Origin of the sequence: Methanolobus sp. WCC1 (assembly GCF_045690315.1) — an archaeon.
Classification (GTDB): domain Archaea; phylum Halobacteriota; class Methanosarcinia; order Methanosarcinales; family Methanosarcinaceae; genus Methanolobus; species Methanolobus tindarius.
In genome coordinates, this window is record NZ_CP146979.1 from 1,041,476 (window position 1) to 1,055,334 (window position 13,859).

The window sequence follows — 13,859 nt, forward strand, 5'->3', positions numbered from 1 at the left end:
AAAAGGGGATTTCTGATGATAAAGGAAGCTATGCTCTATGAGAAACTTGATGACGGTAAGGTCCGATGTAATTTATGTGCCCACAGGTGCAGGATATCACCTGGTAAGCGTGGTTTTTGTGCTGTGAGGGAGAACCGGGACGGGACTCTTTACACGCTGAATTATAATGTTGTTTCAAGCGAAGCTCTTGATCCGATTGAGAAAAAACCGTTGTATCATTTTTATCCTGGCTCACTTGTTTATTCTCTTGGGACCATAGGATGTAATTTCAGGTGTAAGCATTGTCAGAACTGGACAATTTCACAGATAAGTATTGATGAGGCTAATGCCATTGAAATAAGCCCTGAAAAGGCTGTGCAAAGAGCTGTGTCTTCCGGCGCAAGGTCAATTGCATGGACTTATAATGAGCCGACAATATGGTTTGAGTACACTTATGATTGCGCCAGGCTTGCAAAGGAAAAGGGACTTGGTACGGTTTACGTTACAAATGGATACATAACTAGGGAAGCTCTGGAAACAATAGCTCCATATCTTGACGCTTTCAGGGTTGATATCAAGGCTTTTACTGAGGAGTTCTACAGGAATATTACAAGTGCTAAACTTGCTCCTGTTCTTAAGTCTGCAAAACTTGCAAAGGAGCTTGGAATGCATGTGGAAGTTATTAATCTGGTTATCCCTACTCTCAATGATTCTGAAAATGAGATACGTGAAATGTCTAAGTGGATTAACGAGAATCTGGGTGCAGACACTCCAGTTCATTTTACACGTTTTCATCCTTACTACAAGTTGCAGGATATTAGGTCAACTCCTGTAGAAACACTGGAAAAGGCTTATTTCATCGCAAGGGAAGAAGGTATTAAATATGTGTATATAGGCAATGTTCCGGGAAATGGTCACGAACATACTTTTTGTCCTGAATGTGGAGAATTGCTTATAAAAAGAGGTATGTTTGGATTAGAGTCTTATGAACTGACGGACAAGGGTGCTTGCCCGCGTTGCGGCGCTTCTGTTAATATTGTGTCAGATGATTAGGTATGTCAGGACATTCTATTGAATAGACACTTTTGAAAAATATTGGGTTTGTAACTTTATGGTGTTACTGTATATTAAGCTAATACTGTTCTCTACCCCTTCGTTTCCATTGGAACATATATGTTTCATGATATATAATCATCATAATAATGATGACCTGGTTTTTCAGGGTAAATATTGTGTAAATATAGGGTTAAAACCAGGCCAAAATTGGACCAACAAAGCCGTGCAATCAAAAGGTTTAAAAGCAATAAGTGCATTAGAAGGATTCGCGCGTGAGCGCCATGCTGAGAGCCGCAATAACTCAGTTGGTAGAGTGTCTGGCTGTTAACCAGAATGTCACAGGTTCGAGCCCTGTTTGCGGCGCTTCAAACTTTTCTCGTATTGGGCCTGTAGCTTAGCCAGGTTAGAGCGCTCGGCTCATAACCGAGCGGTCACCGGTTCGAATCCGGTTAGGCCCACTTAAAAACATTTAGTTTTTCTCTAATGATAATTAAGGGTTATATCATTTTAAACTGAATATAGGATCCTTTTTATCAGATTTGCATCTAAATATATCTGAAACAGATGTAATTTTAAGGATGGTATTACATTAGCGAAACCGAATCTTATATTTTAAAGAAATTCCAGGATATACTTGATGGAAAAAAAGTTAACACTCCTCTTACAGGCACTGTCACCACATCAGCAATACTTGATTTGATGGAAATTTCCGGAGCCAGCAGGCCTGAAGCAGACAGCAATCCGAAAAAAATGGCAAAACTTGCTTCTTCTTTACATACTGTTGCAAAACTTGAGGTCATACGCATTCCATTTGATGTGACAGTTGTCGGTGAGGCACTTGGATGTCAAATTGATATCGGCACAAAAGCAAGGACACCATCGATAATAACTCATCCTTTTGAAAAAGACCCTGCAGAGTTTGATGTACCAGTTGATCTGCTGGAAAAAGGAAGAATACATGTTGTAATGGAAGCAATTTCACTTCTTAAAAATGATAAAGGATTGTCAGTTCCTATTGTTGCAGGCATTGAAGGGCCTGCTGATCTTTCTTCTTATCTTTGTGAAATAAAACCATTTTTAAAATTAACTGTAAAGAAACCTGAAATTGCAAGGAAAATTGTAGAAAAATGTGTTGATGCCTGTATTACCTGTGCCAACGCCTATTTTCTTTCAGGTGCGGATGCAGTGGTGCTTGCAGATGCCACGTCTTCTCCGGAGATGATAGGGCCTGCTGCATTTAGAGAAATTATAAAACCTGAATTAGTCAGATTCAATGAAAACATACAAGGTCATAGTATTCTACATATTTGTGGTGAAATTGATAGTATAGTTCCGGATATCCTTGAATGCGGTTTCAGTGCTATAAGCGTGGAAGAAAATGTGAAGGATCTGGAATATGTGGTAAATAGCGCACACAGTAATAATATAGCTGTAATAGGGAACATTTCAACTGCACATACTCTATATATAAAAACACCAAATGATGTTAGAAAAGAGGCTTTTGAATGTCTTGATACTGATATCGACATCCTTGCTCCGGGATGTGGGCTGGCTCCGGAGACACCTTTGAGAAATCTTCTTGCCATGGTGGAGGCAAGGAATGAGTATGTTTGAAAACAATTTTGTTTTAATAATTTTATTTTAGTTAGTAAGAATAAGTGTTTCTTCCACGATTTAGATAATTATCTTTTTTGCATAAATCTGTCTTAGTCATCATCTCTCACTTTGATATTTAAGCATAATTTTGCCACAGGTTCCAGTTTTTTCCAGACAACAGTTACATCTTTTCTGAATATGCAATTCTGAACTGTTTGATCACAAAACTGTCCATCCAGTTCATAAATAAAAAACCCCTCATCTCCATTAGTTGAGATTACATGGTCTTTTCCTCGTAATTTTTTTGTTTCGATAATGGCAACTTCCTTCAGAGCATCCAGAAGATTTGTTCCTTTTTTGACCTCTACAGTCTTAGTTGGTGCCAGAATATCAAGTGATTTGGCCACATCCTTATTGTTTAATTCCAGAACATGAGTTTTTCCATAAATATTTCTTTTAACAAGATTTGCATCTTCCAGGATGTTAACATGCTTTGCTGCAACAGGCACTGAGATTTTTTGCTCACGGGCAATTTCTGAAATATGTTTCTCATTTTCAAATAAACTTTGAATAATGGCTAATCTTGTTTTGCTATCAAGTGCATAGAATAATTTTAAAAAATTAGATTTCTCATCTTCTTTCAATTCTTCGTTAGTATTATCTGTCATATTTCTTTACTAAAGATGAATGTCTATATATGTTTTGCTTATTGTTCTTGCTCAACTATGACTTAAGTATGATTACTGGTGATTTAATTCCTGTATGCTTATTTCAGGAGAACTATTGAAATAATTTATCCAAAATATGATTTCATTGTAACCCCGGATATTTTTTGCTATTAAAGTTTCCAGAAAATATTTTCTTTTATTGAGATTATTTTCTAAATCTACTTCATTCCATCCTCTTCTTGATTTTATTTCATCAAGAACTTTGGACTGGTGATATTCAAAATGATCATTTAGTTTGCTCCATATGAATACATCCTGAATGTCAATTGATTCTGAAACACCTGTAACTTCAGCTATTTTGGATACTTTCCTTATTTCAGTACCACTTTCAAACGTCGTAGACTGCATACATATTATATCTAATGCTGTAAACATGGCTGCAGGAACATTAATTGGTGGATTTGTAAATCGGTTTATTACTTCTGTAGGAGAACCTGCATGGAAAGTTGAACATGTAGCATGGCCTGCATTCATCGCCTGGAATAATATTTGTGACTCGCTACCCCTGACTTCCCCAACCAGTAAATAGTCAGGTCTTTGTCTCAGGGAGGCCCGCAGAAGATCTTCCAGATCAATGTTTCCAACATTATCCTGTGAGATTCCTCCACGGGTAACCATTGGTATCCAGTTCTCATGTGGCAACTGTATTTCCCGCGTATCCTCTAAAGTTACAACTCTGACGTTTAAAGGAATAAACATGCAGACAGCATTCATGGTGGATGTTTTTCCACTTGCCGTACCACCGCATATCAGTATATTTTTCCCATTTTCCATACAAAGCCAGAAATAAGCCATAATATCCGAGGAAAAAGTATTCCAGGCAATCAGGTCAAGAGGAGTTAAAGGGACTTTTTTTTGCTTTCTTATACTGAAAGAGCTTCCTTTTGGACTGATTTCATGTCCATATGTGATATTAATCCTGGATCCGTCCTGCATTACTGTGTCAAGTATCGGAGAGGATTTAGAAATATGTCTTGAGCTTTGGTGTGCGACTCTCATAACAAAGGCAGCTATATTTTCATCACTCTCGAATGTAATGTTAGTTATAAGATTCCCATAGGTTGAATGAAAAATATAAACAGGAATCCCCACACCATTGCACCATGCATCTTCGATATTAGGATCCTTCATGATGGAACCTATCTTTCCAAAATCAATGAAATCTCTTTTTATATAGTAGAATATTTTCTCAAAAGAATTTCCTGATATCTGTGAATAGTCAGAAAGTAATTCTTTTATTTTTTCTTTAAGGAGCTTGTATTTGTTGTCCCTATCAATTTTATCCAGATCTTTTACTTGTTTCAGGGTGAGTACGTCACCTATTGTGAACAGAACCTCATCAAGTACTGATCTTTCGATTTCATTAAGTTCAGGTTCAACAACATGGTAAAACAGATCATTGTCATATTTTAAGATAGAAATAAATACATAAGGCTCATCGACCCAATAGCGTTCTATTTCTTCAGTATCGATATCAGGTTCAAATGATACAATTGGCTCTAATTCATCTGTTTCTTGGGCAACTGTATCTGAAGGTCTTTTATGCTTATTTCTAATGCTTGATAGTTTTCTGATCTTATCAGATATCTTTTGCATTTTTATTGCTATTGTTCCTTTGTATTTAAGATTTTACATATTAGTTTAACATCAATATAAATATTGTACTAACTATTGTTTATAATCATAATGATGATTATGACCTCTTGTACAATTTCATTATGTTTATATATAAGAAATATGTTTCTTTTAAAAACACTAAGTTTCGTTACAATAAGGAGTACTTATGATAGCTAAAAAGATAATAACTGGTTTTGCGCTTTCATTGCTGATTTTAATTTTATGTGGAACCAATGCTTTAGGTTCTGATGAAATTACAGCTACAAGAAGCATATCTGAATTGTCTGTCGATGCAGGTGATACTTTCACGGTAACAATTTATGTATATTTCCAAGAAGAGATTGATGCACCTAAAATTGAAGAAAACCTACCTGAGGGATGGGCAATAAGTAGCGGAAATTATGGTAACAGTACCTATAGTAAAGATGATTCGTTAGCCACATGGCTCTGGACCAAAAAAGTAGATGAAGGCGAACAAATGAGTATTACATATTATGTTGAGGTTCCCGATACAGCATCAGCCGGTTCCTATTCTGTTTATGGAATTATTTCCGGACTCAATAGCAATACTGGCGACAGAATTACATCAACTACAATAGGAGATCAAAAAATAGAAGTTTTATCATCCTCGACATCTACTGATGATTCTTCATCCTCATCTTCTTCAAGTACTTCCTCATCCTCCAGCGGTGGAGGAGGTGGCGGTGGAACCTCCGGTGAAGAGTATGAAAATATTCTGAAAAAGGAAGTAGAAAGTGTATTCATCAACAAAGGAAGTGTCATTAAATATGATTTCTCATCTGATGAAAATGCAATAGAATATGTACAGTTTACCGGTCTTAAAAACTCCGGGAAGATTTCCACTACAATTGAGGTTCTTAATGACAGGTCATCATTTGCAGATTCTGACACACCAGGACTTGTTTATCAGAATATGAATATCTGGGTAGGCAAAGTTGGTTTTGCAACATCTGATAACATTGAGGATCCTGTCATAGGATTCAGTGTTAAGAAAGAATGGATGGAAGAAAATGGTGTTACATCTGACGATATTATTCTTTATAGATATTCAGATGATTCATGGAATGAACTTGATACAAGTGTTCTGAGTGAAGATGATACCAGTGTTCACTTTGAAGCAGAAACACCGGGTTTCTCACCATTTGCCATTGCTGCTCCGGTAAGTAATGAAAAGACATCTGTTTCTTCATCTGCAGCAGAAGATGTGGAGGAACTTGAATCCACAGTTGAAGATATTGATGAAGAATCAACAATTCCTGTGGAATCAACACAAAGTTCCCCTGGATTTGGAGTTTTAGCAAGTATTGCCGGAGTAATTATTGCTGGTATTTTTGCTACAACGAAAGGTAGAAGATAATTCTACCTTTTTTTTGCAGGAAAACTAATAGGTGAATACGGGATGGAAAAAAGCACATTATCACTTTCTATTTTTTTACTTTTCCTGGCCTTATTTGTATTTCCTGTAAATGCTTCAGAACAAGTTCAGAATTCAACTGTTAATTCAACTGTTGTTACTAAAATAGAAACCTATTCAGAAGCAACAGTGGTTTCTCTTTCTACTAAAATAAGTCCTTCAGTCTCGATAATAGTTACTCCGGATACAATTGATTTTGGAAAATTATCTGCTGGCATGTCCAGTGAGGTGCATAAGCTTACAATATTCAATAAAGGAAGTTCAAAGACTTATGTTACTTCTGAAGTTATTGACGTTGCAAAAGACCTTTATGTGGACGGCCTGGAACTTGATAATACTTCCTGGATTGGTTATGAAAAAGAAATATCAAGGGATGATTATGTTGAATCCGGCGTGCAACTAAACGTACCGGAAGAATTTGTTGGCATCGGTTCAATGGAAGGAAAACTAATATTCTGGGCAGAAATGAAAGAAAATAATGCTCCAGTTCTTGAAAACATAGGGGATATAAGTGTAAATAGTTCCGATATAGTAAAGATTATTATTCATGCTTCTGATTCAGACAATGACAAATTAACATATTCAACAAATGCCGAATTTGGAACACTTTATGGGAATGTCTTTGAATGGAACACAACCGGAATTGAAGCTGGCAAATATAAAATTTCATTTTCGGTTTCAGATGGTTATTCTACGGATTCAGAAACCATAGTGATTACAATTAAGAATGAAGCTAACGATCTTTTTCCAACTGTGAATTTTGCAAGTAACGTGACAAATGGAAAGATCCCTTTAACAGTAATGTTCACAGACCAGTCTTTGAATGCCACTTCATGGAAATGGGATTTTGGTGATGGAACTTACTCAACAGACAGGAATGTTGTACACACATACACTGATGCTGGAAATTATACTGTTTCTCTTGAAGCCGGAAATAATTATGGAAATAGTACTGATAAAAAAACAGATTATATCATTGCTTATCCCAGAATCATAATTTCTTTGATATCTCCATCTAGTTCCTATATAACAGATCAAACAGGTGCTTCAAGATTATTCGAAATTACTACTGATGAGATCGCAAATATCACATGGATTCTTGATGATGTGATTGTGCAGATAAACTGTAGTTCTATGAATTCATCCTACTATTGTTCTTCAGCACCAAACGGATTACATAATCTTACAATTTTTGCTGAAAACGAGAATGGAAGTGCACAAAAAGAATGGATATGGAATGTTACTTCAATATCATCCTCAGATAGTGCCGGTAGCAGTTCTTCAAGTGGAAGATATGTCAGCGGAGGAGGTTATTTTGGAGAAGATTACGATAATATTCTGGATAAAGTATCCAAAAGCCAGAATGTACTGGCTAAAAAAGTTACGACTTTTTCTTTTAACTCAAATGATAATCCTATAAAGTCTATTAGTTTTATTGCTTTGAAAAATTCCGGGGTTGTAAGCACTACAATTGAAATTCTTAAAGGAATTTCAACCCTGGTATCAGAAGCACCTCCTGGTGAGGTGTATAAGTATATGAATATCTGGGTTGGTGACACAGGATTTGCAACATCAGATAACATTGAAAATGCAGTAATTTCCTTTAAAGTTGAAAAATCATGGGTGTCAGATAATGATATCCAGTCATCAATGATTTCCCTGTACCGGTACAATGATAATAATTGGAAAGAACTTGAAACACAAAAAGTGAAAGAGGACGAAGATTATCTCTATTTTGAATCGGAAACACCTGGATTTTCACCATTTGCTATTACAGGTATCAAAAAAGAATCATCATCAAACGCAGTTGAAAATTCGTTACGTTCAACATCAGAAGAAGATATTTCTTCATCTAATGGGTCTCTTGGTTTGGAACAGATTCCAACTAATGCCTCATCATCAGGTATCCATACATGGATATGGATATTGTGTCTGTTTTTAATATTAGCAGTTACGGGAACTTACATTGGGGAAAGAAAAGGTTTCCTTTCTTTCAGGAAGAATAAATATGAAAATGTTATTTTTAAGGATACACTTTCATGTGAAATCTCTCCAGATGGCTTTACTTCTTATTATTTTGATGCTGAAGAAAATCCTGTAGAATATATTCGCTTAAAAACAAAAAATTATTCTGATACTGTGGAAGTTAAGGTGGAAGTACTGAGGAACCGTTCACTTCTTGTGAAAAGTGATCCGCCTGGAATCGTATATAAGCATCTGAATATCTGGATTGTTGCAGAAGGAGTTGATCCGTTGACATTGGATACTCCTTTGATAGGTTTTAAGGTAAAACGCTTATGGATAGAAGAAAATGAAATAGAAATTTCCTCTATAACTCTTTTCAGATTTGCAGATGGCATGTGGCAAAATCTGCCTACTGAAATGGTTGAAGAAACTGATGAACATTTTATCTTTGAATCCGATACGCCTGGTTTTTCCTCATTTGCGATATGCAGTGTCTAGAGTTTTATTTTGGATTCAGATTTAGAAGTGTTGAATCTCATTTTATAAGCTCTACATATAACATATCTTATTGACTTTTCCATGTTTAAATAAGATGTTCTGTTAAACCCACTTGAAAAATGAAATTTATTTTACAAACTTAATTTTAGATGGTGGTTTTATGAAAATTGGGAAAGTTATTTGGGTAGTATTTACTCTATCTATCATTTTTATGTGTATTGGATTTGCTGAAGCATCTACTTTAGTAGTAGATTGTAATTATGCAGAGAATTCAGGTGGTGTTTCTGTAGCAAGTACTATTGTTGTATATCCTACGATACAGGATGCAATAGATGATGCATTGCCGGGTGATACAATTTCTGTGATGCCAGGCATATATGAAGAAAGTATTACTGTTAATAAAAGCGTCAAACTGCAAGCACCTGAAGGTGCTACGATAAAATGTCCGCAGTCTCCTGAAATAATAACTATTGCTGAGTCTTCGAAGACATTTGAATATGTAGTAGGACTTTTGGGTGGAACATATTCAAGTTCTAATGATACGGTATATGGTTCAGAGTGCATTACTGTTGAAATGTCCGGTTTTACTATTGATGCAAATAATTTTGCACCATCACAGAGGTGGAGCAGTGTAATATGCAGGAACGTTAATCGGGATAATAGTGAAATACTTTCTTCTATCCACGATAACAATTTTGTCAATATTCTGGTAGATGGAAAGGAAACTTTTGGTATTCTAGGGTATGGTTCCATGAACATTACTATCCAGGATAATCTGATAGATCAGTTTGCCCGTGGAGGTATCGGACTTTACTCCGGTGATAATGAAGTAATAGGCAACACTGTTATCGGTCCGTATAATGGTGAGGATATTACATGGGCACCCAATGGTATTCAATTTGGTTACGGTGCAAGTGGACTTATACAGGGTAATGATGTATCTCATTGCGGATGGCCGGGAACTGACTGGTCAGGAACTGCTATTATGGTTGTAGATACAAGCAATGTGACAGTTGATGGCAATTATGTCCATGATAATGAAGTTGCTATAAGTGTGACTGATTATCCAATAGAGCTATATTCATCCGAAGTCTGGGCAAACACATGTTCAGACATTACAGTTACCAATAATCTTGTAGAGAACAATGAATATGGTATTGATATTGCCAATTGTGTAGACACTGTTGTCGTTGAGAATAATGATATTCTGAATAATCTCTACGATGGAATAAGTGTATATGATTATGAGATATGGAATCCGGGGTATGATATTCCTGATCCGGTCAATATAGAGATTCACAATAATAATATTGCTGGAAATGGTGATTCCGGTCTTTATATAGATGTTAATATTACGGAAGTTAATGCAGCACTTAACTGGTGGGGAGATGCTACCGGCCCTTACCATGAAACTACCAATTCAGTCGGAACCGGGGATAATGTCACTGACAATGCAGTGTATTCTCCATGGCTTGGAGCTGAATTTGATACAACACCAATGACATACTATGTTACTCCTTACGGAAGCATTCAGGATGCCATAGAAGTTGCAGACCTTGTTGACACCATTTATCTGTTGCCTGGTACTTACAGTGAGAATATTGATGTCAACAGGAAGGTATCTTTAGTTGGTAGCGGAAGCGGAGATGACCCGCTTGTGGATTCCATATTGCAAAAGAATGTGGATGAAAGAATTGTCAAATTATCAGCTTCAGGAGCATCTGAAGAAGATACTGTCTTAATAAAAAACATAAGGGTAGTACCTGACGGTGTTTACGGTTTTGAGGTACACAATAATGACAGTGTTTCTTATATTGAGTTTGATAATGTTAATGTGGTTGGTGCAATCACTCACACAGTTGAGAATGAGATAGGCCTTAAGGTTGCAACTGATGCAAGCCTTAGTCATTTTGTAGTGAAGGATTCCACATTTGATAACTGTGATTATGGATGGTACTTTGCTAAAACCGTTGACATAAACGAAACCAGTAATGTGCAGTTTGTCACTGTAGATGATAGCAGTTTCAGTGAAAATGATTATAAAGGTATCTATGTTGAAAAGCTGTCAGATTCAACTTTCAATAATGTTCTTGTTGATAATAACGGTAAGAGCGATTTCTGGAACCAGATATGGAATGGTGGTTTTGATATCAATCTGAAGGCAGGTAACTATGCCAACCTTGTGTTCAATAACCTGACTGTTACTAACAATGGTCTTGGATATAATGAAGGTGCAGGAATTATGATCAAGGCAAGAGATGATGGCAGTTATATTTCACCTAATGATGCAGTTCTTGATGGTGTGCAGATCAATGGTGGTAACTATTCATTCAACGAACGAGGTATACGTATTGGTGAACCTGATAAGAACAATGCAGGGCCTATAAACGTAGTGATCACCGGAGCGAACATAACCGATAACGTCCAGACATATAGTGGTACAGATGGTTCAGCATACGGTGGTGTTGTGAACCATGCACTGGAAGAGATTAATGCTACCTACAACTGGTGGGGTGATGATTCAGGTCCTTACCATGAAACTACCAATCCATCTGGTGTTGGAAATGCAGTAAATGATAATGTAGACTATATTCCATGGGTTGCAACTGTTATCCCTGTGCCGGAATGTGATTTTACTGCAAACGTAACTTCAGGTAACATAAGTCTGACTGTACAGTTCTCTGATATTTCAACCAACAACCCGGATTCATGGGAATGGGACTTTGGTGATGGTACTTCATTGTCTACAGAACAGAATCCTGTCCATGTTTATTCAGAAGAGGGAAATTATACTGTAAGTCTTAATGTAAGCAATCATGGTGGATATGATATGGAGTCAAAAGTAGGTTTTATTACAGTAGCTGACTGGAATCCGTGGAATGATCCTGATTCAGATCGGGGAAGTTATATTTCTCAGGATGAGGTTATGATTGCTGTTTCCTACTGGAAATCTAATTATGTCATTCCTGAGACTGGTCATAGTATATCACAGGATGAGATCATGCTTATCATTTCCAACTGGAAGTGTAATTATTCAATGTAATTTTAAGCAGAGCGTAATGAAAAATATTGTGAAAAATGGTGGCTTGTATGAAGTTAGTTGTATTTCTGTCATGTCTGTTGATCGCATCTCTGACAATGGCAGATATTTCATTTGCTTCTGACTGGACAGAGTTCCAGAAAGATAGTTGTAATAGTGGTTTAACTTGTGATAGGGCACCTATTACAACTCCCTCAAGTATGTCGTGGAACAGGCTTTTTTCAGGTGAAGCTGTTGATTGCCCTTCTGTTGTCGTTGATGACATATTATACATGGTGTTTCCAGGTGGTAATGTATCTGCAATTCAAAAAAACAGTGGAAGTGTGGTGTGGAGCACTACTATTGAGCAAATTAGCTATCAGTTGGGTTCACCTGCATATGGTAATGGTACTTTGTTCATTCCAAGAGAGAACGGTAAAGTGTATGCTCTTGATTCTTTGAATGGAGAGCTTATATGGGAAACTGATCAAATTGGCAACTGGTTGTATACTCCAATAGTTTATGATTCTCATCGTATATATTTTGGGGACTGTTTGGATAAATATGGTAATGATGGAACTTTCTATTGTTATACGGATACAGGAGATGAATGCTGGTCAAAGGATGCAGCATCAGGAGGTGGATATTACTGGGCAGGTCCTGCTGTTGTAGAGGACTTTGTAATATTTGTGGATTCCAAAGGTTATCTTACTTCCTTGGACAAGGATGACGGTTCTTTAATAGATGAGGTTAATGTCAGTGAGATGTTCTCTATAGATGATGCAGGAGAGTTCAAATCTTCTGTGAGCTATGATTCTGATTCAGAAAAGCTTTTTTTAACTTCGAAAGGTGGTTATTGTTATTCTATAGGTTTTGATCAGACTGGTTCTTTCAATGTGTATGATAGTAATTATGCTCAATTGGATGGTGCATGTACTTCAACTCCTTCGTTTTTTAATGGCAGGGTCTATGTTGGTTGTGGCGGCTGGACAGAGGGAAAACTTTATTGTCTGGATGAATCTGACCTGAGTGAGATATGGAATTTTGAAACAAATGCCGGGGTTAAGGCATCTCCTGCAATTTCAAGGGCGTATGATGACGGTGACGGTGAGGTATATATTTATTTTACAACTAATTGTGCAGATGGAACTGTCTATTGTCTAAAAGACTATCCGGGTAATACTGAAGCTATGGAACAATGGAACTATCTGCCATCAAATGGGATGAATAATTATATCCTGCAGGGAGTCGTTATTTCTGACGGATGGCTTTTCTTTGGAAATGATGGTGGCTACCTGTTTGGGCTTGCCAATAGTCAAAGTGTTAAAGAGCAACATGTGTTTGCGGATTTTGAAGTAAATGTTACTTACGGAGATTTTCCTTTAACTGTGCAGTTCACGGATACTTCTTCAGATGCTACTTCATGGTCATGGGATGTGGATGGTGACGGAATTGAAGATTATGGTATTAAAGACCCGGTGCATACCTATAATAAATCCGGAAGTTACAATGTTTCATTAACGGCAGGAAATTCTGTTTTCATACATACAAGAACAGTTGAGGATTGTATTAGTGTTGACTGGAATCCATGGAATGATCCTGATTCTGAGTCAGGAAATCTTATTTCTCAGAATGAGGTGATGACTGCGATTTCTTACTGGAAATCCGGTTATGTTATTCCTGATACTGATCACAGGATATCTCAGGATGAGATAATGCTTATTGTTTCATACTGGAAGTCTAAATACCCAATGTGATACTGGCATTAAATTATTATTTATCATACTTTCTTCCTTCCTTTCTTTCTTTTTGATTTGTATTTCATTTAAGGAGAATCTCGTTTTTGTTTTATCTGTATAATTTTATTAAATTAGATATCTCCTTTATAGGTAACATATATGAACAAAATAAGTATGTTTATATGTTTTAATATTAATTTTTATTATTCCAAATGAAAATACTTGTT

Annotated in this window: 8 protein-coding genes and 2 tRNA genes; 8 read left to right on the forward strand and 2 right to left on the reverse strand. The window is 36.5% G+C overall.

Annotated features, from left to right (window positions below; genetic code table 11):
• Positions 1 to 15 precede the first annotated feature (15 nt).
• From amrS to mtaA, 4 genes are all read left to right on the forward strand, one after another.
• Positions 16 to 1,032 carry an AmmeMemoRadiSam system radical SAM enzyme gene (gene amrS / locus V7O61_RS05265; RefSeq protein WP_407282519.1) on the forward strand — a complete coding sequence of 339 codons (1,017 nt, stop codon included), beginning with the start codon at positions 16 to 18 and terminating at the stop codon, positions 1,030 to 1,032.
• Between the two features lie 293 nt (positions 1,033 to 1,325).
• Positions 1,326 to 1,398: transfer RNA gene (locus V7O61_RS05270), tRNA-Asn, on the forward strand.
• A gap of 20 nt (positions 1,399 to 1,418) precedes the next feature.
• Positions 1,419 to 1,493 (forward strand) — tRNA-Ile (locus tag V7O61_RS05275).
• 172 nt (positions 1,494 to 1,665) lie between these two features.
• The gene (gene mtaA, locus V7O61_RS05280; RefSeq protein ID WP_407347481.1) at positions 1,666 to 2,649 is read left to right on the forward strand and encodes a methylcobamide:CoM methyltransferase MtaA; all 984 of its coding nucleotides are present in this window, start codon (positions 1,666 to 1,668) and stop codon (positions 2,647 to 2,649) included.
• A gap of 92 nt (positions 2,650 to 2,741) precedes the next feature.
• Here mtaA and V7O61_RS05285 read toward each other — a convergent pair whose 3' ends face one another.
• Both V7O61_RS05285 and V7O61_RS05290 read right to left on the reverse strand, forming a co-directional pair.
• A complete protein-coding gene (locus tag V7O61_RS05285) occupies positions 2,742 to 3,275 on the reverse strand; it encodes a winged helix-turn-helix domain-containing protein (RefSeq protein WP_407282518.1) in 534 nt (177 codons plus the stop codon).
• Between the two features lie 96 nt (positions 3,276 to 3,371).
• Entirely contained in the window at positions 3,372 to 4,955 is a 1,584-nt protein-coding gene (locus V7O61_RS05290; RefSeq protein ID WP_407282517.1) for a type II/IV secretion system ATPase subunit, read from the reverse strand.
• A gap of 187 nt (positions 4,956 to 5,142) precedes the next feature.
• Here V7O61_RS05290 and V7O61_RS05295 point away from each other — a divergent pair, with 187 nt between their 5' ends.
• The 4 genes from V7O61_RS05295 to V7O61_RS05310 all read left to right on the forward strand — a co-directional run bounded on the left by V7O61_RS05295 (position 5,143) and on the right by V7O61_RS05310 (position 13,650).
• Positions 5,143 to 6,354: a PGF-pre-PGF domain-containing protein gene (locus tag V7O61_RS05295; RefSeq protein ID WP_407282516.1), complete on the forward strand. Its 1,212-nt coding sequence runs from the start codon at positions 5,143 to 5,145 to the stop codon at positions 6,352 to 6,354.
• Positions 6,355 to 6,396: 42 nt separating this feature from the next.
• Positions 6,397 to 8,874, forward strand: coding sequence for a PGF-pre-PGF domain-containing protein (locus tag V7O61_RS05300; protein WP_407282515.1), 2,478 nt, complete (start codon positions 6,397 to 6,399; stop codon positions 8,872 to 8,874).
• 160 nt (positions 8,875 to 9,034) lie between these two features.
• A complete protein-coding gene (locus tag V7O61_RS05305; protein WP_407282514.1) occupies positions 9,035 to 11,917 on the forward strand; it encodes a right-handed parallel beta-helix repeat-containing protein in 2,883 nt (960 codons plus the stop codon).
• 47 nt (positions 11,918 to 11,964) lie between these two features.
• A complete protein-coding gene (locus V7O61_RS05310) occupies positions 11,965 to 13,650 on the forward strand; it encodes a PQQ-binding-like beta-propeller repeat protein (RefSeq protein WP_023844086.1) in 1,686 nt (561 codons plus the stop codon).
• The last annotated feature ends 209 nt before the right edge of the window (positions 13,651 to 13,859 follow it).

What these genes read in the sequence shown, in the direction of transcription:
- V7O61_RS05300 (WP_407282515.1), top strand. Translation starts at nt 6,397, where the DNA reads ATGGAAAAAAGCACATTATCACTTTCTATTTTTTTACTTTTCCTGGCC.
- V7O61_RS05290 (WP_407282517.1), bottom strand. Translation starts at nt 4,955, where the DNA reads ATGCAAAAGATATCTGATAAGATCAGAAAACTATCAAGCATTAGAAAT.
- V7O61_RS05305 (WP_407282514.1), top strand. Translation starts at nt 9,035, where the DNA reads ATGAAAATTGGGAAAGTTATTTGGGTAGTATTTACTCTATCTATCATT.
- V7O61_RS05295 (WP_407282516.1), top strand. Translation starts at nt 5,143, where the DNA reads ATGATAGCTAAAAAGATAATAACTGGTTTTGCGCTTTCATTGCTGATT.
- V7O61_RS05310 (WP_023844086.1), top strand. Translation starts at nt 11,965, where the DNA reads ATGAAGTTAGTTGTATTTCTGTCATGTCTGTTGATCGCATCTCTGACA.
- amrS (WP_407282519.1), top strand. Translation starts at nt 16, where the DNA reads ATGATAAAGGAAGCTATGCTCTATGAGAAACTTGATGACGGTAAGGTC.